Consider the following 25,310-nt stretch of genomic DNA (forward strand, 5'->3'; position numbering starts at 1 on the left):
CAACCTAACTCTATTTAAAGACCTTAGTTCACTACTGCTCTCTTCCCGTCTGTCCAAATATACCAAGAAAACGGTGAATAAGACGTCATAATATCACCTTTGGCATCGAAAGATATCGGCCCTAAAATAGTTTCCAGGGGGGCGGCTCTCAAGGCGTTGGCAACCTGCTCAGCTTCAAATGACTGCGCTTTTTGAACACCTAAAATCCAAGCTTGCGTCGCTGCATAGGCCAATAAAGTATATCCAGCAGGCTCCTGTCCGAGTGCTCGTATAGCTGTCTGAGCAGGCATCGAGCTCTGCAATTTGGCGGTTTCAGGTGGGAATGTAAAAACGCTACCGTTGGCAGCCTCTCCTGCGGTTTTAATGAAAACGTTCGATACGAATGTGTCACTACCGATAACCTTGAACTTCGCGCCGAGTTGTCTAGCCTCCTTGAGAAAGATAGCGGTATCTAAACCGCCACCGACAATATAGAGCGCATCGACATCTGCGGATAATAGCTCAGCAATCACCTTCGTATAGGACGCTGAAAGTGCTATTGTCTGAATGCTTTTAACCGGCTTAATCTGTCGCTTTTCTAATTCACTCAGCGTCAATAAAGCTAAGTTTTTTGAGTATTCTCCGGGGAAGTAGACGATGCCAATGTGTTTGTTTTGGTAATGTCGAGCGATATAGTCGGCGGCCATGCTTCCCTGCTGATCATCTCGGCCAATCATACGAAAAATCGAGTTGATCCCCATCTCTGTCACCTGTGGGTGTGTCGAGGCCGGCGTGATTTCAAGCACGTTATGTTTTGCATAAATAGGCGCTGCTGCGATGGTTGCCGCAGAACAAGAGTGCCCAATAACAACGGCAGGAGGCGTCAGCACTATCTGTTCAGCAAGGCTCGCGGCTATTTCGGCATTACAGTTATCGTCATGCAATGAAATAGTCATCTTTCGCCCTAACAGCATGCCATCTTCAGTCAAACTCTGAATGGCGGCGGTGACACCCGCGCGATATTGAAGACCGATAGACAGACTCGATCCCGCCATCGGCCCTGCAATAGCAATGACGGCCGGTGGATTGTCTGCTTGGACGTTGATTGAACAGAGCCATAAAAGTAATGCGAACAGGGTCGGCAAAGTGGGCTTGAAAGCTGAATGTCGAAACGGATGTGTTGGCTGACTCAATGGCGTATTTCTCTGGTTTGTTTTAGGTGTTTTAGGCCGTCATTATCTGTCGCGATAGCGCTGCTCGCGTTACTAGACATAATTCGACCCTATCATGTAAGTATAGTTATATGACACTGAATTCACCTGAAATGACGATAAATCATAACGATATAAGACTCAATCAACGGTATTGCTTGGCTTTATAAGGTTTTTTAGGTGATTGATCATGGGCGAAATTAACGCTTTTACTTGAGGCTTGTTAACGCTATTAAATTCTATGGGACGACTGACAGCCATGGCCGCAATGCCGATACGTGCAGTATAAATACCCGCGCCAAGGCCTTGCCCAATACGGCTGCTGGCAATGCTCGTGAAGGTGGCGGTACCAAATTCATTCATCAGCTGATCGATAGCCACATCGGATGCGCCAACAAAAATAAGTTGATGTAGTACCTGCTTAAGGAGTTTATAGCGGTTGTGCAGCGAAGGTCGCACGCCATAGACTTGCGCGATGTCATCGATCATTTTCAGGTTGCGCCACAGCGATAGCAGCATATCGAGTGAGGCCCAAGGGCTGATGGCGACCGCTGCACCGGTTTGCAAGCTAAAGGCGGAGACTCGACGCATCGCCTCTTTATCGAGCGATTGAATAAAAACGCGTTCGATATGTTCGATTATTTCACGATCATTACTATAATCGGGCAGTTGCTCGAGACAGCGCTGATAAAAGAGTGCCTGAGGTTTATTGGCATAGAATTTTTGTAACTGCTGAATGAATGCGTCCGCATCACCAAAATCGTTGGCCGTGGTTAATCGTTGAGCCTCCGTTTTTAGGCGGTTAAGCGTTTCTAGGTTTTCCCGATCGCGGGTATAGCGCCACAATAGGCGTATACCCAAGGCACCAACGAGTATAATCAAGCCGACAAAGGCGCTCGCTATTATCCAGTGAATCTCTAACGTTTGACGAAACAGATCGTAGATGTCCCATCCGAGTAAGACGGCAAACAGCATCAATGAGATGACGACAAAGCTACGCAACCCTTTTATGGGCAAGGCGTCCAGTTGAATACCTGAATATTCGGATATATGGGGTAAGCGTTCCCCTGCGGTAATGGTTTCGGGGGCTTCGGCTAGGCATTCCTCCGGTGTCGGCATAAAGTGCTTTGCCTGCCGAGGATTGTCACTGTTGGATGCTGTTTCGCTGCGCTCATCTGCGGGCGTAAAATGCTGGCCTGATGTGCGTGATGAGGCCTCTTTAGTCTTAGGTGAAGCCTCTTTAATCTTGGGTGAAGCCTCTTTAATCTTAGGTGAAGCCTCTTTATCTGAGGATTTATTGCTCATATGCATTTATCTCCGATCAGTGCATTGAGCACTGAATCGATACGGATATGGGGGATTGCATCATTATTTTGATAAGAGATGCCTTTGGGAGGATTTAACGGGGGAATCTTCCATTCCTGAAATGGGCGCCATTCATCGCCCTCGGGAATTCGATTGGGGATTCTAGGGTGAATGTAACCGATCGGTGTCCCCTCTACCCCGAAGCCACTAATGCCTTGCTGATTCTCATGTTTTATTTCTTTACTCGAGCGCACCGCCGCAGTGGCTTCGCAAATCGGGTGTATGCCTTCATGTTGAGCATTGCGGTAAGCCTGTTTGACGATAACCGCTAATAGCTGTCGCACCGCTTCATGGTCTTCCGATAACACCTGATCAATTTTCGTCGCGGCAAAGATGACTTTATCAATTTTAGGGCTAAACAGTTGTAATAGCTTATGACGTCTGCCATACGCAAAACTATCGGTAATATTGGCCAAGGCTTGACGCATATCGTCGATATATTCAGGCCCGGCATTAAGCGCACTGATGATATCGACTAACACTAATTGACGATCGATGCGGCTGAAAAACTTTTTATAGAAAGGCTCGACCAACTCTTTGATGTAACGCTGATAACGCCGCTGACATACTTTATAGTAGCTGTTTTTAGGTGCGCTATTGAGTTGCCCTGCATTATAGTCTCCGCAGTTTAACAGCGGTACAAAGCAGAGAATCTCGGTATCCTCGATCTGCCCTGACAGGAGAAATCGTCCCGGTTGAATTAAACTCAGATGGTTACGTTTACAGGCGTTTAAAAAGTGAACATAACGCTGATGAAGCGCTTGCAGATGGGTTTCATCAACCTCAGACAGTGGATCAATGTGTTGCAGATCATCAAGCAGGTCGCCTAATAATTCAACGCGAGGGGGTTGAGTATATTGTGCGCTACATTGAGCGCACCATCGAGCATAGCTCATCTCTCGTAAGGGGAGATCGAGTAACCATTCGCCAGGGTAATCGCGGATTTCGAGATAGAGTGAAAACTGTTGACGACGAAAAGGGTTTAGCCGAGAAGCTGTATTTTCGAGCCTTAACTCCAACAAACAGCCACTGATATCCACGGTGGATGCAGGCCACTGAGGTTGTGAATTCGTTAAGCCACGGTAGGCGGCCTCATAAGGAAACTGCGGTAACTCGGGCGCATCCAGCGGGTGAATTTTAACGCCCAGTAAGCGATCCGTGAGTACGGGCGAAAAACCGGGTAAGTTTGCCGCTTCATGTTGCTGTAACTGATTAATGAGACTGGTAATAAAGGTTGATTTACCGCTTTGACTTAAGCCGGTGATACCGATACAGAAACGCTGATCTCGAAGTTTTTCGATCTGCACAGCGGCGCTACTCACGCCCTCTTCCGCCTTGTGTATAACGGATTTCAACGGCTTTTTGAAAATATTGGAGACGAATCCATCGGAGTCTTTCATACGATCCTTAATGTTAAGCGTATCGGCTGCGTATTTATCGTTGCCTCATTGAGTCATGTTATTCAAACCGTTCACCTCTCGCAATGGTTTCGGTGTTTGATGCTGTCAGTCTCATGCAATGGCTGTTAGGTAATAAACATCAAAGGGTATCAATCGTCAGCCTTGGAAATGGTTTCGGTGTTTGATGCTGTCAGTTTCATGCAACGGCTATTAGGTAATAAGCATCAGAGGGTATCAATTGTCAGCCTCGGAATCGTTGCGTGTTTGATTAAGGTTTCGAGATGCTGATCGGTGATACCGTCAGCCAATAAATCGGCCACGGTAATAATCCGTGCAGCATCATGCAGTGCTGTTATCCACGCCTTCGGCATGGCGCTATATCCCCAAAAAGCACCGGCTATTTGACCATAAATGGCACCGATAGTGTCGGCATCATCGCCTAAATTAACCGCCAGTTTGGCGCCCTCTTCAAAGCTGGATGCGTTATAAAAGGCCCACAATGCGGCTTCCAGTGATGTGACGACATAGCCCGTAGATTCGACCTGCGGCTCACTTAATTGACGATAGGAGCCTTGTATCACTGAGTTAACCTCTGTATTCAGTGTCTCTGAAAAATAGGCCGATAGCGCCTCTGTTGCTAGCAGTTGAGCTTTATCGGTGCTGTTGAGGGCGCGGATAAGTAAAAAGGTGAAGGCTTTATTGGCATCAATACAACGAGGATCGGAATGGGTTAGCGCGGCATTGTCTGCCGCAGCGTCAATGGCCTTATCCACGTCAGCATGATATTTGATGGCGACTGGCGCAAGGCGCATCAAGGCGCCATTACCGGCACTGTCAATATCATCGGGATGGATGGCTCGGTTGAGATCGATACCTTCGCGTTCGAAACGCTGAATGGCTCTGCGTGTTTGATTACCAATATCAAAGCAGCGTCCGGTACTCGACATATAACCATGCCGATACCAACGTTGATAGCGTTGCATCTGATCGTTAGGATCATGGGCATTGCATTGTATCAGGCTCGCGCCAGAGCACAGTGCCATCGATGTATCATCTGTCCAATAGCCCGCTTCGAGGTTGTGCGGTCCGCCGGCGCGATAGCCTGCAACGGGGGGAAACGTGCCACGGGGCATAAATTCGACAGGGGCACCTAACGCATCCCCTATGGCTAAGCCAACCAACATGCCTCTTAATTTATCTAGGGTCGACATATAAAGCGTCCTTCTCTGTTGTCTGTTGTCACTGAGGGATTAGCCGCGATAGCTTCGTTTAAGTAGCCGTCGACATCAGGCGCGAATCGTTGTTTATTTATTGATAGCGCTGACCTTGATGCTCTAACCAACCGTGTTGATGACGTCCTTGAGGATCGAGATGCGTCCAGTGTACGACGCCGCCTTGATTATTCCACTCATATTCACCTTTAAAATTGACACTATCGCCGGGCTTCAGTGCCGGAATGCGAGGTGCCAGATCAATATTATGAGCGATTAGAATCGTCTGACCGGTGGCAAGTCGCAGAATAAATCGCTGATGTTGACTGCCTTGTCGATCATCGGGAAGCACTTTGCTGACGATCCCCGATCCGGTTACCTGAAGATTGCTCTGTCGATTACGATAGGCTTGCTGAATAAGGGTATCGCTGACACTGAGACGACTTGTTTCTGTGTCCGCTGGCAGTGAGGGCGCTGAACGCTGCGTCAGTGATTGATAGGCTGTTGATAGCAGCGCAATGACGATGATCAGTATGATGCCTGCCGATATGGGGTTAAAACGTTTGCGTTGCTGTCGAGAATGGGGCCGAGGCGGCTTATGCTTCAAGCGAGCATTGGATGATTGACGAGACGTTTGACGAGACACGCCTTCGATCCGCACGTCGGCAGCGCGTAGCCGCCCTTGATTATCCTTCATCGGTTGGAATGTCAGAATATCGCCAACCTTGGGGCGACGCGGGATATTGCCGAAATCCCGCCGATGAACAAATACGTCAGGATGACCTGATGATTTGATAAAACCAAAGCCTCGATCGTCTTTCCAGACGGCTAACGTCCCTGTCTGCTGTGGCATTCGCGCTCCCTTGCCGAGTGTTGTTGTAGTTGACCGTTTCCTGAGCTGAGGGTGACGTAACCGGCCTTTAACTTAACGCGTAATTGGGATCTGCATATGGAAGGTTGATCCCACGGCCGGATCTGAAGTGACGGCCATATGTCCCTGATGCTGTTCAGTAATGATGTAGTAAGAGAAGGACAGATGTTCCCCTGTATCAAAACTTTCAGCCGATTGACTATTACTGAAGAACGGCTCAAACAGGCTCATCTGTTCTTCGTTGCTCAGCCCTACGCCATTATGTTGAATCTTGATCCACATATTATCGTAGCTTTCTGACAAGATGATTTTGATGGTGGGGACAAAGCCATCCGTGCCGATTTTTTTCTGCAAAGCAACACACGCATGGCGGAACAGGCTGAGGAATACCTGTTGTAACTCAGTAATATAACAAGGCACCTGTGGCAAACCGGATTCAACCTGCCATTCAAGTTTGACCTGATTAAACATCAGTCCGTCAGCAACAGAGATCACTTCTTTACCTAAGTTGACTGTATGTTCCATGACATCAACGATATTGGCCAACTGCTTTTCTGTATTGCGATTGCGGGCGAAGGTCAAAAGGTTATGAATGATTTTGGAAACCTGATCGCCCTTATCCGACATATCGCTGTAAATGGATTCCAGCAAGGCGCTTTTTTCGCCCCCTTGCGGGCTATCGGCCATAATATTTTTGAAGCGTTTCAGATCCATCAGAATCGATTGCAATGGGATATTAATATCATGAGCCATCGATGAGGCAAGCTCACCCATAAAGGACATTTTATCATTGTGGATGAGTAGGTTTTCAGCGGTGGTTTCTTTCGATACATCATCGACAAGAATCACAACCCCGAGTTCCGGTCCCTGCAATGGGTAGATCGTAATATCGAAGTGCGACAGGCTACGAAGACTCTGTTTTAAGTGAATTATTTTGTTTTCTTCAATGGCCTGTTGAATATGCTCAGGCACCACCGTCATGGTGGGATAGGCTTCCCAAAGTGTTTTACCTAAGGCTTTTTCTGAGGGCACGCCTGAGAGCTCTTCGACACGTTTGTTCCATTGTGTTACCCGCCCCTCTTTATTCAGCCCGACAAGCATTAACGGCATGGAGGTAAGAATGTCTTTGACATACAACTCTGAGGAACGCAACTGTTGCGAGGTAACAACGTGTTGTGTCACTTCAGATTCGAGTAGCTGATTACTGTGTATCAGCTTCTGATTAGATTCTTCAAGGGCCGCGGTGCGTTCTTGTACACGCTGCTCTAGCTCACCCTTAATGGTTGTTAATTCTCGATTGGCTCGGTGTGCTCGACGACTGTAAATGAGTAGGTAGATGGCGGTAATTGAGAGGATGATAATCAGGCTTGCGCTACTGAAATTGGCTAGATGTTGCCATTTGGTTTTACCGTCTTCATCTTTAAACCAATCGACGGCAGCGCTAGCCCAAGGGCTTTGTAAGCAGAGTACGAGTACTAAAAATGCGTATTTAATCATATGAGTGTTTTAACTAGTCCGATGAATAACAAAAAAGCGGTGTCGCCGTGTAATCATGCTGATTCTTCTCAGGGTCATCTTAACGTCAATCAACTTCATCAAGTGCTTAGTCAAGCGCCTAATCAAGCTCTCAGTTAACCCCTCATCACTAGATGTGATCTTTCTTAAACCTATTCTATAGGAATTGCTGCGGCTTTCATTATTTTAATAAGCCATCCGTCGCCTTGATTATTATCCTTATTTTGGCTGTGTTTCAAAGCACTTTACCTTTGATTCCATAAAAACGCCGACTTTAAGCGGTCGATGGTGGCTAGCAAGCAACCGCCTCGAGTACTGCTAGCAAGTTTAAGGTTATCGATGTCGGCGATAAAAAATACAATATTTTACTTTAAAAAACTGGTTTAGATTCTTGATTATTAAGTTGAAATATTTTTTCAAATTGCTTGATGTTTTGTTGGATATAATCAAGAAATGCTTGCATCGCAGGGGTGGGATGCTTCGCCTGAGGGTGCACAATACAGAAACTACGACGTAACGGAAAACCTTCAATCTTGGCGATATGCAAACGCTCCAATTGAAGTTCCGTACTGATACTTAGCTTCGGCAAGACGGCGACGCCGAGTCCGGCAATGACCGCGTGTTTAACCGCATCATTAGAGCCGATTTCCATGCTCGGCATAAAACGCAAGTGATGTTCCTGACAATGCTGCTCTAGCGCCAGACGACTCCCCGAACCGGCTTCACGTACCAGTAAATTGCTATCGAGAAATTGCTGCGCGGTGAGTTGCGTTTGAGTGAGTAACGGATGACCGTCGGGTACCACGGGTACCAGCTCATTATCGAGAAAAGGTAAAGACACGAGTGGTTTATCGGCCGGTACCATCCCCATAATGACCAGATCATCGTTATTTTCATTGAGTCGCTGCAGTGCGGTGGAACGATTAACCACCTTAACCCGCACGCTCACATGAGGATACAGATCGAGAAAGGCGCGTAACAAATAAGGCACCATATACTGTGCGGTATTGACCGCCACCAGTTTTAACTCGCCGGCAACATTGCCTTGTAATGCCGCAAGATCGGTTTGTAAATCCGCTAATTCGATAAAGATTTTATTGATACTTTCCGCTAGCCGCTCGCCTGCGGCGGTGCAGAATAAGCGTCTGCCCACATATTCGAATAACGGATGCCCTAGGCTTTGTTCTAATTGCCGCATCTGACTACTGACAGCGGGTTGTGTCAAGCCTAAGAGCTCCCCTGCTTTACTGTAGCTTTGTCGTTTATAGACGGCTTTAAACACCTGTAACTGCCGAAAGGTCAGCCGAGCGGCGATATTTTGAATCGAAAGTGGCACTGAATGCAGCCTCGTTGAGTTATCTATAAGTAATACCTTATAGATAAACTAAGAAATATCAATTTCTCCTTATCGAAGAATGCCATTACGCTTTAGTGACATTCTTATGGGACTAAGGCAAAGGAGAGTTTCATGGTCAACGACCTGCTGATCAAAAAAGTACTGATCGCTAACCGAGGAGAAATCGCGGTCCGCATCATCCGCGCTTGTGCGGAAACAGGCATTCGTTCTGTTGCGATCTATACTGAGCCGGATCGCTACGCATTACATGTTAAACGTGCCGATGAAGCCTATTCATTGGGTGAAGATCCGCTGACAGGCTATCTAGACCCTCAAGGGATTGTCAATTTAGCACTGGAAACCGGTTGTGATGCGATTCATCCCGGGTATGGGTTTTTATCCGAGAATGCTGAGTTTGCTAAGCTGTGTGAGCAGCAAGGTATCGCCTTTATCGGCCCTAAGTCAGCCGTTATCCATAGTATGGGTGATAAAACTCAGGCGCGTGACGCTATGCGCGCGGCAGGTGTGCCGATTACGCCAGGCTCCGATGGCAATCTGGCCGATGTGGATGAAGCCTTGAAGCTAGCGGATGAAATCGGTTATCCGGTGATGGTAAAAGCCACCTCCGGTGGTGGTGGGCGTGGTATTCGTCGCTGCGATAGCCCTCAAGAGTTGAAGCTACAATACCCCCGCGTTATCTCTGAAGCCACCAAAGCCTTTGGGTCGGCGGAAGTCTTTATGGAGAAATGCATTGTCGATCCACGCCATATCGAAGTGCAGATCCTGGCGGATAGTCATGGCAATGTGATTCACCTCTATGAGCGAGATTGCTCTATTCAGCGACGCAATCAAAAGCTGATAGAGATTGCCCCTAGCCCACAATTAACACCGGAACAGCGGCAGTATATCGGTAGTTTGGCGGTAAAAGCGGCCGAAGCGGTGGGTTATGAAAATGCCGGCACGGTGGAGTTTCTGTTAACCGGTAATCAGGTGTATTTCATGGAGATGAATACCCGAGTGCAGGTTGAACACACCATTACCGAGCAAATTACGGGTGTCGATATTGTTCGCGAACAGTTGCGTATCGCCTCGGGATTACCCCTTAGCTATCGTCAAGAAGATATTACTTATCGCGGCTTTGCCTTGCAGTTTCGGATTAACGCAGAAGATCCGAAAAATGACTTTCTGCCCAGTTTTGGACGCGTCTCTCACTACTACGCCCCAGGTGGCCCGGGCGTACGTGTTGATACGGCGATCTATACCGGCTATGAGATTCCACCCTACTACGATTCCATGTGCTTGAAACTGGTGGTTTGGGCGCTGAGTTGGGAGGAAGTGGTTGCCCGAGGTCAGCGTGCACTGGACGATATGCGCTTACACGGGATCAAAACCACGGCCACGTATTACCAGCAAATTCTCAATCACCCCGATTTCCAGATGGCGGATTTCAATACCAGTTTTGTGCCCAATCATCCAGAGTTGATGAATTATTCCGATAAACGTCATCCCAGTGAGGTGGCATTAGCCGCCGCGGCGGCCATTGCCGCCTATGCGGGTTGGTAAAGCGATTAGTCAGCCGAATTTGATCGAATGAAATGAATGTTAGTCAACTGCCTTAGGCGGTTGCAGGAGAAATTATTGTGAGCCAAGTAAAAAAAATTGAAGTGACCGATGTGGTTTTGCGAGATGGACATCAATCGCTCATCGCAACGCGGATGCGCACAGAAGATATGCTGCCTATCTGCGAAAAACTCGATCAGGTAGGCTTCTGGTCGCTGGAAGCCTGGGGTGGCGCCACGTTTGATGCCTGTGTGCGCTTCCTTAAAGAAGATCCGTGGGAGCGCTTGCGTCAACTTCGAACCGCGCTGCCAAATACGCGTTTGCAGATGTTACTGCGGGGACAAAACTTATTAGGCTATCGTCACTATGCCGATGATGTGGTCGAAGCATTTGTCGCCAAAGCCGCGCATAACGGTATTGATGTCTTTCGCCTGTTCGATGCGTTAAATGATATTCGGAATCTTGAAACCGCGATGAAGGCCGTGAAAAAAGCCGGCAAACATGCGCAAGGCACCATCTGTTATACCACTAGCCCAGTGCATACACCGGAACTGTTTGTTAAGCAGGCGATTGCGATGCGTGAGATGGGGGCTGATTCGATTGCCATTAAAGATATGGCCGGCTTACTCACGCCTTACGCCACCTATGATCTGATCAGCGCGCTCAAGGCTGAGCTTGATGTTCCGATTGTGGTGCACAGTCACTCGACGGCGGGCCTCGCGCCATTGTGTCAGCTCAAAGCGATTGAAGCTGGCGCCGATCGGATCGATACGGCGATCTCCTCTTTTGCCAGCGGCACCAGTCATCCTGCCACAGAGACCCAAGTCGCGGCCCTAAAAGACACGCCCTATGACACTGGGTTGGATTTAGCGCTGCTCACTGAGATTGCCGATTACTTCCGCGACGTACGCAAAAAATATCATCAATTTGAAAGCGAATTTACCCGCGAAAATGTCTCGGTGCAGATCAATCAGGTGCCCGGCGGGATGATGTCAAATCTAGCCAATCAACTGAAAGAGCAGAATGCGCTGGATAGAATTCGTGATGTGTTTGCCGAAATTCCCCGAGTGCGTAAAGATCTCGGTTATCCGCCGCTGGTCACACCCACATCACAAATCGTCGGTACTCAGGCGGTCTATAATGTATTAGCCGGTGAACGTTATAAAACGATTACCAATGAAGTTAAGCGATATCTACAAGGTGGCTACGGCGCAGCACCGGCTGAGGTCGATGCTGAACTACAAAAGCGCGCTATTGGTAATGAAAGTGTCGATATCGGACGCCCTGCTGATCTACTGAGTCCTGAGCTTAACAAGCTGCGCGACGAAATCGGTGAATTGGCGCGATCAGAAGAAGATGTATTAACCTTTGCCATGTTCCCCGATTTAGGTCGTGAGTTTCTTCAGCAGCGCGCCAATGACACATTAAAGCCGGAAGAGCTTCAGCCCGCGGATGCTGGCAATGGGGTTAAATTAGCGAGCGCAAGCGCCTCTGAATTTAAAATCGAGGTGCATGGCGAAGCTTATGATATTGCGGTCACCGGTGTGGGCGAATTTGGCAGCGGGAAGCGTAAAATTTACATGTCGCTCGATGGCGTACCAGAAGAGGTTATCTTCGAGCCACAAAACGAATTTGTCGCCGACAGTGGCCATCAACTTAAACAAGCGCATCTACCAGGCCATGTCACCACGGCAATGCCGGGCAATATCTTTGAAGTCTTGGTTAAAGAAGGCGATCGTGTCACGGCGGGACAACCCATTTTGGTTGCCGAAGCCATGAAGATGGAAATGGAGATTCATGCTAATGTTGCAGGCACAGTCAAAGCGATTCACGTGGTCAAAGGCGATCGCGTGACACCCGGCGAAGTATTGGCTGAAATTGAATAGTGTTATGCGCTACTGATCGCGTATCATTATTGGCCGGTTATGGGGTTGCTGTCTTCCCATAACCGGGTATTTTACTCGTGACCATTTATCCGAATCTGAGAACACTATCGTGGAAAAAATAATAAAAGGCGTCCTTAATTTTCGCCAGAATGTTTATCCAAAGCACAAAGACCTGTTTGGCACGTTGGCTGACGGTCAAAGCCCTGAAGTCCTCTTTGCGACCTGCTCCGATTCCCGAATAGACCCTAACTTGCTCACGGGCACCGATCCTGGTGACCTATTTATTTGTCGTAACGCCGGTAATATTATTCCGCCCCACAGCAACGAAACAGGCGGTATGACCGCTTCAATCGAATATGCTGTGGCGGTGCTGGGCGTGCGGCATATTATTATTTGCGGCCATACCGATTGCGGTGCCATTAAGGGGGCGCTGGATATCGATGCATTACGAGGCCTACCGCATGTGAAGGAGTGGCTAGGACATTGTCGCTCAGCGATGGAGATCGTGCGCGAGCGTCATTTTATTCCTCATGATCAAGCGGTTGGTGTTGAACATCTAAACGAAGCGATTGAGGAAAATGTTCTACAACAGGTGCAGCATATTCGTACCCACCCCATTGTGGCGGCTAAGCTGGCGACCGGAAAGTTAGAGGTACATGGCTGGATTTACGATATAAAGAGCGGCAGCATCCGCTGCTGTCATCATAATGACACTATTTTTAAAGACTTTGATGAGTTGTACGCGGACTTAATTGCAATAGCGCAAGAGTCATAACCGTGTTGATATCACATCAATCTCGTTAACACTGTCTGAAAAACAGCCGTTACTCGGGTGGATCGATGATCTGCCCGTTTTTAAATCGCCTAGATAAAGGCAGAAGGACATAACCTATGGGGATTCGAATTTTACGCCCCTTCCTTAGCCTCTTAACTCGCCTCTTTATCTTGATACATCGCTTGATCGACTCGATGGAAAAAGTCGTCTACGGTTTCATTCTGCTGATATTCAACCACGCCAAAGCTACAACTCAACTCAATGTTATCGCTAAAGTGCGTATTAGCGATAACATCATTTAACTTCGCCGCCACGTCTGATGCTTGATGAATATCTGAGCTGGGCAAAATAATCAAAAACTCGTCTCCCCCCCAACGAGCTAAGCAATCAATGCTACGCAAATTTGCAGCAATGACTTTAGCCAGCGTCACAAGCACCGCATCGCCAACTTTATGCCCATGAGTATCATTGATAAACTTGAAATTGTTTATATCGATAAACATCAATGATAAAGGGTGGTTGTAGCGTTCTGAGCGCGCTATTTCTTTGACCATCTCGACATTAACTTTTTCGCGATTAGCCACCTGTGTCAGTACGTCGGTTTGAGAGAGTTTTTCAACCGTCGCCACTTGCTCTTCTAACTGCTTATTTTTTAACTCTAATTCTTCAGCTTTGCGGGCTAAAAGCTTTTCGAGGGTTTGATTGCCCTCTTCAAGCAGACGGGTTTGTTGTTGTAGCTGCTGCTCAATAACCTTATGCGCATGAATATTATGATGCGCGCCTATTAAGCGGGTCGCCACGCCCTCGCTATTCCTGCTAACAGCTTGCGCGCGATCTTCAATCCATAAATAGCTGCCATCCTGCTTTTGACACCGATATTGAATACAATACGTGTCAATCTCGCCTTTTATATATTGCTCTATATGTGCCATGACGCGCGCATAATCGTCGCAATGAATCGATTTTTCCCAAGTGAAAACATCGGGTAATAACTCGCCGATGGGATAACCTAGCATGCGATACCAGCTAGGGCTGCGGATAACAGTGCCGGTTGCCGAATCCCAATCCCACGTACCTTCGACGATAAGGTCTAGAATGGTATTAAGAGTCAAATCTGATGCTGCTATCGTCTTGTGTGCATAGGTTTTATAGGGCATATCAGAATCGCTTTTGATGAGAACCTTGTGGATGAATTTTGTTAACAACTCGGTTGTAAGTAAACGACCCGACCGACAAAACGGCCAATAATTATCTCATGATATGTTACTAAATGCATTGAAATAGCGCCTGTTGCGCTGACTTGATGAGTAGCCTTCTCACTATCAATGACCCTCATTTCTGAGGGTCATTGTTCTTACGTCCGGCGACGGCTTAACTTAAGTGTTGCTGAAAAAATGACAGTGTTCGCTGCCAAGCAAGCTCGGCTGTTTTCGCGTCATAGCGGGCGGTAGAATCATTATGGAAACCATGATTAACCCCCGGATACACAAAGGCACTGTAGTCCACTTTTGCAGCGATCAGCGCCGCCTCATAATCTGGCCAATAGCCATTTACTCGTTTATCTAGTTCAGCAAAATGCAGCTGCAAGGGCGCGCGGATATCAGCAATCGGACTTTGCGGCGGTGTGCCATAGAAAGGCGCGGCGGCATCGATGAGATCTGGCCGCATGGCGGCTAGCTGATTTGTTAGATAGCCACCAAAGCAAAAGCCCACCATGCCGAGCTTATCGGTTGTCAGTTGATGCTGAGTCAGCATCTGTGCCGCCGCGGAAAAGTCCGCCTCTATTTTACTGCGCTCTAGGGTTTTCTGCATCGCTCGTCCGGCGTCATCATTGCCTGGATAACCGCCTAGGGAATACAGCGCATCAGGCGCGAAAGCCACGAATCCAGCTTTCGCTAAGCGTCGCGCAACATCTTCGATATAAGGGTTTAAGCCGCGGTTCTCATGGGCAACCAAGACGGCGGGAGCGGGTTTATCAACGCTAACCCCTGTCGGCACCACCCAATAGCCTCGGCCTTTGCCATAGCCCTCGGGGGAATCAAACTCAACATAACTGGCTTTAATATCGGCATCATTGAATGACACCTGCTCTGCCAAGGCGTAATTCGGTATTAATGCGCCAGATATTGCACTCATACTTAGCCCGGCAACCCCTAACGCCGCTAAGCGCTTAAGGAAAGTGCGACGGTCGATATCACCGTGAGCATATTCATCATACCAATCGAAGGCTTCCTGAGGGATATTGATATCGTGCCTACTTTTGCTGTCGTGATTTGAGTACATGCTCTCTCCTTATTGCGCTACCCGTTGCAGGGCTGTAACGCCAATATAGCCTATCTTTTGACTAAGGAAGGTGCGAATAAGTCAATTACGCCTCTGGCTTACAGAGAAGCTGGAGATCAAGGCAACAGTTACAGGCATACTGGTTGTACGTCGAAAAATGTTAACGCCGAGATCCTGCTTCTCTGTAAGCCCCGAAGGGCGGACATTAGAATGGTCATCTACTTTGTCAGCCAGCTTGAAAAGGTCCAGACATTTCGCTGCACTGGCTTTCGCGTATCTGGCCATTCTAATGTCCGCAGAGAACATAACGGACTTATGCGCACCTTCCCTAAGTTATAAATCAGAACATATTGATAGTACACATTTTTAGTAAAGCGCAGTAAAGTTGCCATCATTTTTGATCAATTAGAATCGGCAACCTATGAATTACATGAAACTTCAGGCGGCATTTTTTCGGCTGCGTAACAATCGGATCTTTGAACTCTTTGTGGTCTCAATTATTCTCTTTTCGGCTCTCGTTATTGGTGCTAAGACTTATGATATTCCGGCGGATGTATTAACGCTGATCGGTTGGATGGATACGGGTATCACGCTGTTTTTTTTGTTTGAGGTTTCAATTCGTTTTATTGGCGAACCAGAGAAAAAACGTTTCTTCCTTAATGCCTGGAATACCTTCGATACCTTGATTGTCGTGATTAGCCTGATTCCCGTTGAAGATAGCGAAATGGCCCTCGTGGGTCGACTGATCCGGATATTCCGCGTTCTACGGATGGTTTCTATTATTCCTGAGTTACGTTTACTGTTGAACTCACTGATTAAAGCCCTGCCGCAGCTCGGCTATGTCATCCTATTGATGTTCATCATCTTCTATATCTATGCGGCCGTGGGGGCTTCTTTCTTTAACGAGATTAACGCAACGCTGTGGGGCGATATCAGTATCGCCATGCTAACCCTATTTCGAGTGATGACATTCGAAGATTGGACGGATGTGATGTATGAGACGATGGATGTCTATCCGTTTAGCTGGATCTTCTATCTCAGCTTTATCTTTCTGACCACCTTCGCTTTCTTGAATATGGTGATTGGGATTGTTGTCAGCGTAATGGAGGCCGAGCATGCAGAGGAGGCTCGGGAGCAAGCCTTAAGCGATGGCTCGCCGACCATCGAATCACTGCATCTTGAGATAAAAGAGTTAAAAGAACTCATCAAAGCCAAGCTATGATGTCGTAACAGTTCCGCGCTTATTTTACTCGCAATAAAATAGCCGCAACAAAATCAATTAATACCCTTATAAAACAGCATTTTATAGGGGTATTTTTAGATTAAATATTAACTTTTTGATAGTTTAAACTTATAACGCTTTTGGCGCGTTAGCATCTCTTCTTATGCCTGCTATGCCTGTTCGTGATGCTCACTCTAGGACTAATAGCCGAGCTGATAGTCGAGGCTGATAGTCGGGATGGGCGGGCGAATAGCCGAGCTTAATGGGCAAGCCACCCTGCTTTTTTAGTACTTATTTAAGTGCTTATTTAAGAGCTTATTTAAGAGCTTATTAAGAACTTATTTAAGTACTGGCCGTTACCCACTTCTCGTCGTTTTGCAATCAAATCGGCTTCCCCACAACAAGCGTCAATCGACAGCCTCTTTCCTTTTTAGCTATCGCCTTCAATGTGCAGGTTGTTTGCGTAGATGCTGGTTCAAGAGAGATCTTTCCTTAAAAAATAAAACACAGTATGTATTTTGTATTAATAGTACAAAATAGGTTTTTCTTTACTCCTATCTTTTTCATCTTTACTATACTGTATATATATACAGCTATTCGATTAAAAGGTCTGCTAGGCTATGAATATTTCCTTGCTGGGTCGCTATATGCGCCCTATCACATCGCTCACCCTACCTCTGTTTATGAGTTCGGTACCCGCGGGCTTTCCATCGCCAGCACAAGATTATATCGAGCGCACACTGGATCTGAATGAGCTCTGTATTCAACATCCGGCGGCGACCTACTTTGTTCGCGCGGAGGGCGACTCGATGCAAGGAGTGGGCATTTTCTCTCGCGATGTCTTGGTGGTCGATCGTTCACTCAAAGCCGTTAATGGCGATATTGTGATCGCCTGTGTTGACGGTGAATTTACGGTTAAAGAGTTGTGCACTCGTCCAACACTGCAATTACTGGCGCATAACCCTGCCTATGCGCCGATTCAGTTTGGCCCTGACTCTACCTTAGAGTTATTCGGCGTGGTAACCACGGTGATTCATTCTGTCCGTCAGCGAAGCTAGATCATGTTTGCGCTGGTGGACTGTAATAATTTTTATGCTAGCTGTGAGCGGCTGTTTCGTCCTGACTTAGCGGACCGCCCTATCGTGGTGCTGTCCAATAATGATGGCTGTGTCGTTGCCCGGAGCGCCGAAGCTAAAGGCTTAGGTATTAAGATGGCCGTACCGGTGTATCAAATTAAGGAACAGATTGATCGGGAAAATATCGCTGTCTTTTCCTCTAACTATGCATTGTATGGCGATATTTCTGCCCGAGTGATGTCTGTACTCGAGCAGCAGGCACCGGCCATTGAGGTTTACTCGATCGATGAGGCGTTTCTTGATCTCAGCGGCCTCGATACCCCTTTTTCATTAACCGAATATGGACAGCAACTTAAACAGCGGGTGTATCAGCATACCGGTATCCATGTGTCTGTGGGCATCGCGCCAACCAAAACGCTAGCAAAACTCGCCAATTATGCGGCTAAACAATATCCGGCGACTCAGGGCGTGGTCGATTTAACGGACTCAGCGAGGCAGCGACGATTGCTGTCGTTAATGCCGGTACAGGCGGTATGGGGTGTCGGTCGACGATTAACTCGGCGACTCGCGCAACAAGAGATTGTCTCGGCTCAAGGGTTGGCCGAGTGTGATAGCGCATGGATTCGCAGCCATTATTCCATCACGCTGGAACGCACCGTACGAGAGCTGAACGGTCAGCCCTGTATGGTCTTAGAAGAATGCCCGCCACCCCGACAACAAATTCTCTGCAGTCGTTCATTTGCTCGACGGATTACTGCATTAGCGGATATGCGTACAGCGATTGCCCAATACTGCGCGCGGGCAGCAGAAAAACTTCGGCAGCAAACATCGCTGGCTCGGGTCGTGACTGTGTTTATTCGCACCAATCCTCATGCCTCTGCCGAAGTTTTTTATAGTAATAGTGCCAGTCGAGTGCTGAATGTTCCGAGTGCCGATTCGCGCCAACTCAATGCCGTGGCTCAGTCGTTATTACAGGCGCTCTGGAAACCCAATTGTCGCTATATGAAAGCGGGGATTATGCTGTCCGATTTATATTCGCCGGGTCACTTTCAACCCTCACTATTTGAAGCCGCCACATCACCGGCCGCAACCCGCTTAATGCACGCGATCGATCAGATCAATCAGCGTGGTCGAGGCCAAGTACGCTTCGCTTCAGAGATGTTAACCAGCGGCTGGCAGATGCAGCGTAAGCATCTCTCACCCGCCTATACCACTCGCTGGGATCAGCTACCGATTGTCAAAGCCTAAAATAGATTGTCTACAATTATTTCAATCTATTAACTAATTATATAATAATAATTTATAACGGTTTATTAATGTATAAGATTAATAATTAAGCAACTGAAAAAGAACCATAATTGCGTTAAAAAGCGGCCGACAAAGCCGGCTTAAAGACACGCTGGCAAACGAAACCGACAGGGCTTTAGGGGCACATTACGGGTCTTTAGCCCTGATCATGAGCCCCTGAATATTGCCCTGACTATAAGGCTATTTATGGGTCTTTATTTAACATCAACCGACACTTAGCATCGAGCAATTAGTACTTAGGGAAGCACATACAACTTGCACCCCATAATAGGCTGAAAAAAAGGCGGAGGAGCCGTTCGAGAAAGGGCTATGTAGCGCTCCTGAAGCCGACTCGTTGAGAGGTTGTTTTAATGATGTCGACTCAAGACGACTGACTCAAAAACAACCTCACTAAGGGGAGTCATAGCGACAGATCGCTGAGTTCATGGATTCAACGGATAGCCGTTTATGATGGGAAGTAAATGGGTGAATCGCCCTCTTCCCAACGAGACTGTTTTTTCATAATCGAGCTAAACAGCGGCGACGCTAAATGATAATCGAGCCAGCGTTGTAACCCAGGGTATGGCGCGCGATAAAACCAATCTCGATCCACATGAGCGAATTGACGGATAAAAGGAAATATCGCGATATCGGCTAGGCTAACATGATCGCCTATCAGGAAATCGTGCTGCTGTAATAACGCTTCCAGTCGCGCCAAGGTGACTTCGCACTGCTGCCGGTAATAGTCTTGGGAATGGCCCGGATAACGCTCGAAGTATTTATAGCGATCTAGGTGTTGCTTGAAAACAGCATCATTCTCTTGAATGAGCCCTTCCATCTGCCAGAGTTGATCCGGGTCATCAGCACCCAGCCAATCATGCGGATCACTCTGACGCAGCGCCCAGCGCATAATATCTCGGCTTTCATCGATCACTCTATCCGGCAGCACTAAGACCGGAACAGTGCCTTTCGGTGATGCTTGCAACATCGCAGCAGGTTTATCTTTTAACACCACCTCGCGCAGCACCACAGATTGACCACTGCCAGCGATGGCGAGTCGGGCGCGCATCGCGTAGGGGCAACGGCGGAAGGAATAAAGAATCGGTTGTGAAATCATCATCGCGATAGTGTACCCCAGATTATAAAAACCGCCGCATTATAGCGTTAATTACATTAGTCGAGTTAAGAAGGTGGTCGTCTTTGAGGTTTGAATACCGTTACCGGTGAAGACAAACTCCACGGCCGTACGCTGTGCACCACCGCGACTGCCGCAGATACGAAACGGTAACCAGACCGAATTACTCTCCCTGAGATCGATTTCGGCTGGGCCATGCAACTGATACTGTTGTTGCGCCAGAGAGACTTTAATCAGCGCTTGTTCCTTAGCAAAGCCTTCCACTTTAACTCGATAAAGGTTGCACATGGTGTCCTGATCAAGCGGTGTCACTAAGTGAGTCCGGTCACGGCGGATTTCAACAAGCAGTCCTTTTGTCTCGGTAAAACCATAGGCAACCACCCCAAAGGCAAACAGCATGATCGCCGCATAACCGGCCAGTCGAGGGCGCAAAAAGAGTGACGCCTGACCTAGTAATTGCTGTTCTGAGGCAAAACGAATCAATCCACGCGGTCGTTGTAGTTTATCCATCACCGTATCACAGGCATCGATACAGGCAGCACAGTCGATACAAGCCGCCTGGAGGCCATCACGAATATCAATACCAGTGGGACACACCTGCACGCAGATACCACAATCGATACAGTCACCGCTTGAATCACGGCTAACCCGCTGATTCGCGCGCGGTTCTCCGCGTTGAGCATCGTAACTGACGGTCAAGGTATCTCGATCAAACATAACACTCTGAAAGCGTGCATAAGGACAGGCATGTAAACAGATTTTTTCCCGCACAAGGCCTGCATTGGCATAGGTTAAAGCGGCCATAATCGCCAACCAACCGAGCAATGATAATGACATCTGTAACTGCAAAGCATTCGAAACAATCTCTCGAATAGGCACAAAATAACCGGTAAAGGTCGTTGCCGTTAGCAACGCCAACAGTATCCACAACAGATGCTTAGTGATACGTCGCAGTAGCCGCAACCCAGTTAACGGTTGCCCCTGTGTTTTCGCCCGTTGATTGGCCCGCCCTTCCGTCAGGGTTTCAATACGAATAAATAGCCAGGTCCAGATACTCTGAGGACAAGCAAAACCGCACCAGATACGTCCCCATGCGACCGCCATAAAGAACAGCAAGGTCGCACCCGCAATCATGATACCCGCCAATAAAGGCAGATCATGCCAAGATAGCGCGCTGCCAAACAGGGTGATCTTGCGCTGTTCAAAGGAGAAAAACAGAATCGGCTGACCATCAACCTGAAGCCAAACCAAGCCAAAAAACAGGCCGATCAATGGCCAAGTGGTTAAACGTCTGAGGTTTTGAAAGCGACCTTCGGTGAGGCGCACATGAAATTTGCCATCTTTAGCCAATGGCGTAACTGAGGCAGCGATAGGTTCTTGCCGTAGAGGGATTTTTTGCATGCTGTTGATCTACTCAATTTTTGATGCCGCTAGATTAGGGTGACAATAGCGATAGGAACAGGTATAAAAAAAAGATATCCGATAGGGACAGTTAACGTCAGCCATAAGAGCCAGCATGTCATCAGATTACTTATATCAGCAACTCGAAAACTGGCTAGCCGCAGGCATACAGACACAGCGATGGCGCGTTGGTGAACGTCTGCCCTCGATTCGAGCATTGTGTCAGCAACATCATTTATCAAAAGCAACGGTACAGCACGCCTTGCAGCGACTTGAGGCACAAGGCTTACTCGAAGCTCGGCCTAAAGCCGGCTATTTTGTTGCCTTACCGCGCAACACGATGAATGAACCGATCAGCCGTGCACGGATTGAAGCGCCGCGGCCTGCGTCGGTGAGTGAGTTGTTGTTGGATATTATGCGTCGCGGGGCTGCGTTTGATCTTTTACCCGATCTCCATGCGGGCGAACTTCCTGCGAGCATCGTCAGCCTTAATCGTTCGGTGGCGCGGGCGCTACGTCGTCAGCGTGGCGATGATTATCAATACTATGACGATCCCGAAGGTAATCTCGCGTTACGACAACAACTGGCACTGCATGTGGCTCGTCGCGGCTGGCAGGTCGAAACCAATCAACTCTGCATCACCTCCGGTTGTCAGCACGCACTATTTTTAGCCCTGATGGCGAGCTGTCAGCGGGGCGATGTGGTCGCCGTTGAATCGCCGGGATTCTACGGTGCTTTACAACTGTTGGAACAGCTCGAACTACAGGTGGTTGAAGTGCCCGCCTCCATCCGTAGTGGACTCGATATGGATGCCTTCGAAGAGGTATTAGAACGTTGGCCGGTAAAAGCCTGTATCGTCTCCCCTGCTTTTGCGACGCCCGGCGGTGGTTTGATGTCCAACAATTCACGTCAGCGATTGCTCGCACTGGCAGAACGTTATGATCTGGCCATTATCGAAGATGATATCTATGCCGATACGGCCTTCGGTATCGCCCCAGACCCACTCAAGGCACTCGACCGCCATAATCGTGTGATGCTATGCAGCTCGTTTTCAAAAAGCCTATCCCGCGATCTACGGTTAGGCTGGATCTCCGGCGCTCGCTGGCATGCAAAGATCATCCATTTAAAGCTAATCACTCAGCTAGCCAGTAGTCGGTATCTACAACAGGGGGTGGCGGAATTTATGGCCGATGGTCGCTTTGCCACGCACCTGCGACGACAGCGACATGAACTGCAAGAGCGACGCGATCAGCTCATCGCTCAACTGCAAACCTGGCCCGGTGAGATCCGCGTCAGCCTACCTCAAGGAGGTCTAGCCGTCTGGGTTGAGCTGGCTGCATCTATCGATACCTTAAAGCTGTACCCTCAGGCACTGCAGCAAGGCGTCATCATTACCCCTGGGGCATTATTTTCTGTTTCGGGTCAGTTTAATCACTGCCTACGCATCAGCTTTGCCCACCCCTGGGATAAACCACGTCTCAACGCTCTTAAACAGCTAAGCGAATTATTACATTAAGCGAGTAATTAAAACGTTAATGGTGAGGTGTCGATTCACGGCCTATATCACACGATTTATCACGCTCAAGTAAAGGTTAAAGCAGAAGCTCAAGCAGATGGTTAATCTGAGGCTTAAGCTAAGGTCTCACACTCCTACCTTTGTCTCTGCCAATGATGATATACTTGGTTAACGAGTAATTGGCACGGTGCTAATAAAATAATTAATTAGATAATAGATAACGGTATAAACTTATTATAAGAGCCGTTTACTTTAGGCATGTGGAAACACTGCAAAAACCACGACGCCAATAGTGTCTCTGAGCGAATTGACACGGACTCAGCATAGATCCACGGGTTAAATTCGCATCACCGGCAGACTTTTGGTAGCAGATGTACCGCTACTTTCCCTACGTTCGAAACGCCTGATGAGTATTTCTAGCTATTTATGCACGAAATCAGCACAATCGTTCACACTAGCCTAAGAGATAGTCCTAAAAGATAGCCCCCCCTTACCCCAACAATCTCCTAAACCATGACAGATTGAATCAGTCTTTTGATTTAACGGACGACGAGGCTTATGATTAAGCCAAATGGATGGCAAGGACGCAGCCGCTACAGACAGGATGATTCTGTAAAACACCTCTCTCAGAGCCCGCTAACCTGCTGAAATATTCCATAACCGCTATTTTTTCTCTTCGGCTATCCAGAATTATAGTATCTGGGAGTTGTAACGCTAAAGGGAACGATAATTGACTATTCGTTTTTCATTAGGAGGAAGCATGGAGTTCTTTTCCAATTTCAGTTGGGCGGTACCACAATCATTCTCAGATGCTGTAGCGCTATGTCGCTTTGAAGAAGGAGATGTTCTTTATGATACATCGAAAGCTTATGATGGTAGTTGGGGTGAGGCCGTAAAACAAATAACCTATTTTTTACAAGTCAGATACCCCATCCGAGCAACATCTGGTGAAAAAGGAAATGTTGGAGGCGTATTCGAGAAAAACTGGAGTTCTGAAGTACGAATAGAACTCTATAAAAATCAAGAAAAAGTGGGAATTGGTCAAATAACAACGACACAGGGGCGTTTATATACTGCTATATGGAAAGGAGATCTAAGGAAGGCGCGAATAAGTCCGTTATGTTCTCTGCGGACATGAGAATGGCCAGATACGCGAAAGCCAGCGCAGCGAAATGTCTGGACCTTTTCAAGCTGACTGACAAAGTAGATGACCATTCTAATATCCGCCCTTCGGGGCTTTCAGAGAAGCAGGATCTCAGCGTTAACATTTTTCGACGTACAACCAGTATGCCTGTAACTGTTGCCTTGATCTCCAGCTTCTCTGTCAGCCAGAGGCGTAATTGACTTATTCGCACCTTCCCTAACTGTGTTAGAAACTGACACAGAAAATCCTCGGCTACCCGTCAATGCTAAAAATGCAACAAAGCAATTAACAGCGGCAAAAGAATGCGCACTAAAGCTATCAGTAGGATTCCCTGTTTTTGTTATGATACGTGACCGTTCTAATCAAGTTTCAAGAAAAAAATATCTCAATGTATATGCACAATTAAAGAAGTATTTATCTAACGAGCCCAAGATACTGACCCCAAAAAGCGCAGGACTTAAAAACTGGGATGCTATTGCGCCCACGATAGAAGTTGCATTTTTTCCTTTGTATGAGATCAATCGTGAAGAGCTCGAATTATTGATTAAAACGGCTGTTTATGTGCCATCAAAGAATGCTAAAAAAAGCATGTTTAGAATTGACACTCATGGGATGGTGTTTGTGTGAAAACAATTAAATTCTTAGTAGAAGGCTCTTCGCCTGAACCGTACCTCGTTACTTTTACAAAAGATGGAGACAGCCTAAACGCTTTTTGTACGTGTCCAGCTGGTGAAAACGGGCAATATTGTAAACATAGGCTTGGCATTCTTTCAGGGAGCAAGCAATTCTTAGTGTGTGAAAATAAGGAGCAAGTTTCAACTATTCAATTATGGCTGTTGGGTTCAGATCTCGAAGCGGCCTTAAGAGAATTGGCCGAAGCTGAGCACGAACATGACCATGCAAAAAACGCCTGTCACAAGCAAAAAGTAATATAGCAAAGACAATGCGATCATAAAAATCTAATGCAGCTTAAAAAGTCGGTCATTGTTACACGGCGCACAATATATACCATTGATGTGTTATTGAGTGATCATGGTGCGGTTCGCAAAGCTCACCGGCACCGACCCTGTAAATAATTCTGTGTAACTGCTCTTGGTTACAAGTATTCAGTTAGTCGATCTTCGAACATAATCATAA

The 25,310-nt window shown here is 47.5% G+C and carries 21 protein-coding genes; 10 read left to right on the top strand and 11 right to left on the bottom strand.

The window, feature by feature from the left end; all coding sequences use genetic code 11:
* Nucleotides 1-23: 23 nt before the first annotated feature.
* From Q4488_RS14740 to Q4488_RS14770, 7 genes are all read right to left on the bottom strand, one after another.
* Nucleotides 24-1,172, bottom strand: coding sequence for a branched-chain amino acid ABC transporter substrate-binding protein (locus Q4488_RS14740; RefSeq protein WP_303581241.1), 1,149 nt, complete (start codon nucleotides 1,170-1,172; stop codon nucleotides 24-26).
* A gap of 159 nt (nucleotides 1,173-1,331) precedes the next feature.
* Nucleotides 1,332-2,495, bottom strand: a complete 1,164-nt coding sequence (locus Q4488_RS14745; RefSeq protein ID WP_303581242.1) for a TIGR01620 family protein — start codon at nucleotides 2,493-2,495, stop codon at nucleotides 1,332-1,334.
* Nucleotides 2,492-3,955 carry a YcjX family protein gene (locus Q4488_RS14750; protein WP_303581243.1) on the bottom strand — a complete coding sequence of 488 codons (1,464 nt, stop codon included), beginning with the start codon at nucleotides 3,953-3,955 and terminating at the stop codon, nucleotides 2,492-2,494. The genes Q4488_RS14745 and Q4488_RS14750 overlap by 4 nt, the downstream gene beginning before the upstream one ends.
* A 224-nt stretch (nucleotides 3,956-4,179) precedes the next feature.
* On the bottom strand, nucleotides 4,180-5,166 hold the full coding sequence (locus Q4488_RS14755; protein WP_303581244.1) for an ADP-ribosylglycohydrolase family protein: 987 nt from the start codon (nucleotides 5,164-5,166) through the stop codon (nucleotides 4,180-4,182).
* Nucleotides 5,167-5,263: 97 nt separating this feature from the next.
* On the bottom strand, nucleotides 5,264-6,019 hold the full coding sequence (locus tag Q4488_RS14760) for a DUF3465 domain-containing protein (protein WP_303581245.1): 756 nt from the start codon (nucleotides 6,017-6,019) through the stop codon (nucleotides 5,264-5,266).
* Nucleotides 6,020-6,091: 72 nt separating this feature from the next.
* Nucleotides 6,092-7,534, bottom strand: coding sequence for a nitrogen regulation protein NR(II) (locus Q4488_RS14765; protein WP_303581246.1), 1,443 nt, complete (start codon nucleotides 7,532-7,534; stop codon nucleotides 6,092-6,094).
* Between the two features lie 388 nt (nucleotides 7,535-7,922).
* Complete coding sequence (locus Q4488_RS14770) at nucleotides 7,923-8,888, bottom strand: LysR family transcriptional regulator (RefSeq protein WP_303581247.1); 966 nt, start codon at nucleotides 8,886-8,888, stop codon at nucleotides 7,923-7,925.
* Between the two features lie 147 nt (nucleotides 8,889-9,035).
* Here Q4488_RS14770 and Q4488_RS14775 point away from each other — a divergent pair, with 147 nt between their 5' ends.
* The 3 genes from Q4488_RS14775 to Q4488_RS14785 all read left to right on the top strand — a co-directional run bounded on the left by Q4488_RS14775 (nucleotide 9,036) and on the right by Q4488_RS14785 (nucleotide 13,109).
* Nucleotides 9,036-10,451: an acetyl-CoA carboxylase biotin carboxylase subunit gene (locus Q4488_RS14775; protein WP_303581262.1), complete on the top strand. Its 1,416-nt coding sequence runs from the start codon at nucleotides 9,036-9,038 to the stop codon at nucleotides 10,449-10,451.
* Nucleotides 10,452-10,528: 77 nt separating this feature from the next.
* The gene (gene oadA / locus Q4488_RS14780) at nucleotides 10,529-12,334 is read left to right on the top strand and encodes a sodium-extruding oxaloacetate decarboxylase subunit alpha (RefSeq protein WP_303581248.1); all 1,806 of its coding nucleotides are present in this window, start codon (nucleotides 10,529-10,531) and stop codon (nucleotides 12,332-12,334) included.
* 109 nt (nucleotides 12,335-12,443) lie between these two features.
* Nucleotides 12,444-13,109 (top strand): carbonic anhydrase, encoded by a 666-nt coding sequence (locus Q4488_RS14785; RefSeq protein WP_303581249.1) that lies wholly within the window; start codon nucleotides 12,444-12,446, stop codon nucleotides 13,107-13,109.
* Nucleotides 13,110-13,261: 152 nt separating this feature from the next.
* Here Q4488_RS14785 and Q4488_RS14790 read toward each other — a convergent pair whose 3' ends face one another.
* Together Q4488_RS14790 and Q4488_RS14795 are read right to left on the bottom strand one after the other, a co-directional pair.
* The gene (locus Q4488_RS14790; protein WP_303581250.1) at nucleotides 13,262-14,221 is read right to left on the bottom strand and encodes a sensor domain-containing diguanylate cyclase; all 960 of its coding nucleotides are present in this window, start codon (nucleotides 14,219-14,221) and stop codon (nucleotides 13,262-13,264) included.
* A 259-nt stretch (nucleotides 14,222-14,480) separates the two neighbouring features.
* Nucleotides 14,481-15,392, bottom strand: coding sequence for a dienelactone hydrolase family protein (locus Q4488_RS14795; RefSeq protein ID WP_303581251.1), 912 nt, complete (start codon nucleotides 15,390-15,392; stop codon nucleotides 14,481-14,483).
* Nucleotides 15,393-15,813: 421 nt separating this feature from the next.
* Here Q4488_RS14795 and Q4488_RS14800 point away from each other — a divergent pair, with 421 nt between their 5' ends.
* The 3 genes from Q4488_RS14800 to umuC all read left to right on the top strand — a co-directional run bounded on the left by Q4488_RS14800 (nucleotide 15,814) and on the right by umuC (nucleotide 18,938).
* Complete coding sequence (locus Q4488_RS14800) at nucleotides 15,814-16,614, top strand: ion transporter (protein ID WP_303581252.1); 801 nt, start codon at nucleotides 15,814-15,816, stop codon at nucleotides 16,612-16,614.
* A 620-nt stretch (nucleotides 16,615-17,234) separates the two neighbouring features.
* Nucleotides 17,235-17,672: a translesion error-prone DNA polymerase V autoproteolytic subunit gene (gene umuD, locus Q4488_RS14805; protein ID WP_303581253.1), complete on the top strand. Its 438-nt coding sequence runs from the start codon at nucleotides 17,235-17,237 to the stop codon at nucleotides 17,670-17,672.
* A gap of 3 nt (nucleotides 17,673-17,675) precedes the next feature.
* On the top strand, nucleotides 17,676-18,938 hold the full coding sequence (gene umuC / locus Q4488_RS14810) for a translesion error-prone DNA polymerase V subunit UmuC (protein ID WP_303581254.1): 1,263 nt from the start codon (nucleotides 17,676-17,678) through the stop codon (nucleotides 18,936-18,938).
* A 505-nt stretch (nucleotides 18,939-19,443) separates the two neighbouring features.
* Here umuC and Q4488_RS14815 read toward each other — a convergent pair.
* Entirely contained in the window at nucleotides 19,444-20,097 is a 654-nt protein-coding gene (locus Q4488_RS14815) for a glutathione S-transferase (RefSeq protein ID WP_303581255.1), read from the bottom strand.
* Nucleotides 20,098-20,145: 48 nt separating this feature from the next.
* Nucleotides 20,146-21,513, bottom strand: a complete 1,368-nt coding sequence (ccoG, locus tag Q4488_RS14820) for a cytochrome c oxidase accessory protein CcoG (protein WP_303581256.1) — start codon at nucleotides 21,511-21,513, stop codon at nucleotides 20,146-20,148.
* 115 nt (nucleotides 21,514-21,628) lie between these two features.
* Here ccoG and Q4488_RS14825 point away from each other — a divergent pair, with 115 nt between their 5' ends.
* The 4 genes from Q4488_RS14825 to Q4488_RS14840 all read left to right on the top strand — a co-directional run bounded on the left by Q4488_RS14825 (nucleotide 21,629) and on the right by Q4488_RS14840 (nucleotide 25,108).
* Nucleotides 21,629-23,029 carry a PLP-dependent aminotransferase family protein gene (locus Q4488_RS14825; protein WP_303581257.1) on the top strand — a complete coding sequence of 467 codons (1,401 nt, stop codon included), beginning with the start codon at nucleotides 21,629-21,631 and terminating at the stop codon, nucleotides 23,027-23,029.
* Between the two features lie 730 nt (nucleotides 23,030-23,759).
* A complete protein-coding gene (locus Q4488_RS14830) occupies nucleotides 23,760-24,167 on the top strand; it encodes a hypothetical protein (RefSeq protein ID WP_303581258.1) in 408 nt (135 codons plus the stop codon).
* Between the two features lie 228 nt (nucleotides 24,168-24,395).
* The gene (locus tag Q4488_RS14835) at nucleotides 24,396-24,800 is read left to right on the top strand and encodes a hypothetical protein (protein ID WP_303581259.1); all 405 of its coding nucleotides are present in this window, start codon (nucleotides 24,396-24,398) and stop codon (nucleotides 24,798-24,800) included.
* Nucleotides 24,797-25,108, top strand: coding sequence for an SWIM zinc finger family protein (locus Q4488_RS14840; protein WP_303581260.1), 312 nt, complete (start codon nucleotides 24,797-24,799; stop codon nucleotides 25,106-25,108). The genes Q4488_RS14835 and Q4488_RS14840 overlap by 4 nt, the downstream gene beginning before the upstream one ends.
* The last annotated feature ends 202 nt before the right edge of the window (nucleotides 25,109-25,310 follow it).

This window comes from Amphritea sp. 1_MG-2023, from assembly GCF_030547545.1.
Classification (GTDB): Bacteria; Pseudomonadota; Gammaproteobacteria; order Pseudomonadales; family Balneatricaceae; genus Amphritea.

Coding starts and splice junctions, on each gene's coding strand:
- Q4488_RS14745 (WP_303581242.1), bottom strand. CDS start 2,495: ATGAGCAATAAATCCTCAGATAAAGAGGCTTCACCTAAGATTAAAGAG.
- Q4488_RS14750 (WP_303581243.1), bottom strand. CDS start 3,955: ATGAAAGACTCCGATGGATTCGTCTCCAATATTTTCAAAAAGCCGTTG.
- Q4488_RS14755 (WP_303581244.1), bottom strand. CDS start 5,166: ATGTCGACCCTAGATAAATTAAGAGGCATGTTGGTTGGCTTAGCCATA.
- Q4488_RS14760 (WP_303581245.1), bottom strand. CDS start 6,019: ATGCCACAGCAGACAGGGACGTTAGCCGTCTGGAAAGACGATCGAGGC.
- Q4488_RS14765 (WP_303581246.1), bottom strand. CDS start 7,534: ATGATTAAATACGCATTTTTAGTACTCGTACTCTGCTTACAAAGCCCT.
- Q4488_RS14795 (WP_303581251.1), bottom strand. CDS start 15,392: ATGTACTCAAATCACGACAGCAAAAGTAGGCACGATATCAATATCCCT.
- Q4488_RS14800 (WP_303581252.1), top strand. CDS start 15,814: ATGAATTACATGAAACTTCAGGCGGCATTTTTTCGGCTGCGTAACAAT.
- umuD (WP_303581253.1), top strand. CDS start 17,235: ATGAATATTTCCTTGCTGGGTCGCTATATGCGCCCTATCACATCGCTC.
- umuC (WP_303581254.1), top strand. CDS start 17,676: ATGTTTGCGCTGGTGGACTGTAATAATTTTTATGCTAGCTGTGAGCGG.
- Q4488_RS14815 (WP_303581255.1), bottom strand. CDS start 20,097: ATGATGATTTCACAACCGATTCTTTATTCCTTCCGCCGTTGCCCCTAC.
- ccoG (WP_303581256.1), bottom strand. CDS start 21,513: ATGCAAAAAATCCCTCTACGGCAAGAACCTATCGCTGCCTCAGTTACG.
- Q4488_RS14825 (WP_303581257.1), top strand. CDS start 21,629: ATGTCATCAGATTACTTATATCAGCAACTCGAAAACTGGCTAGCCGCA.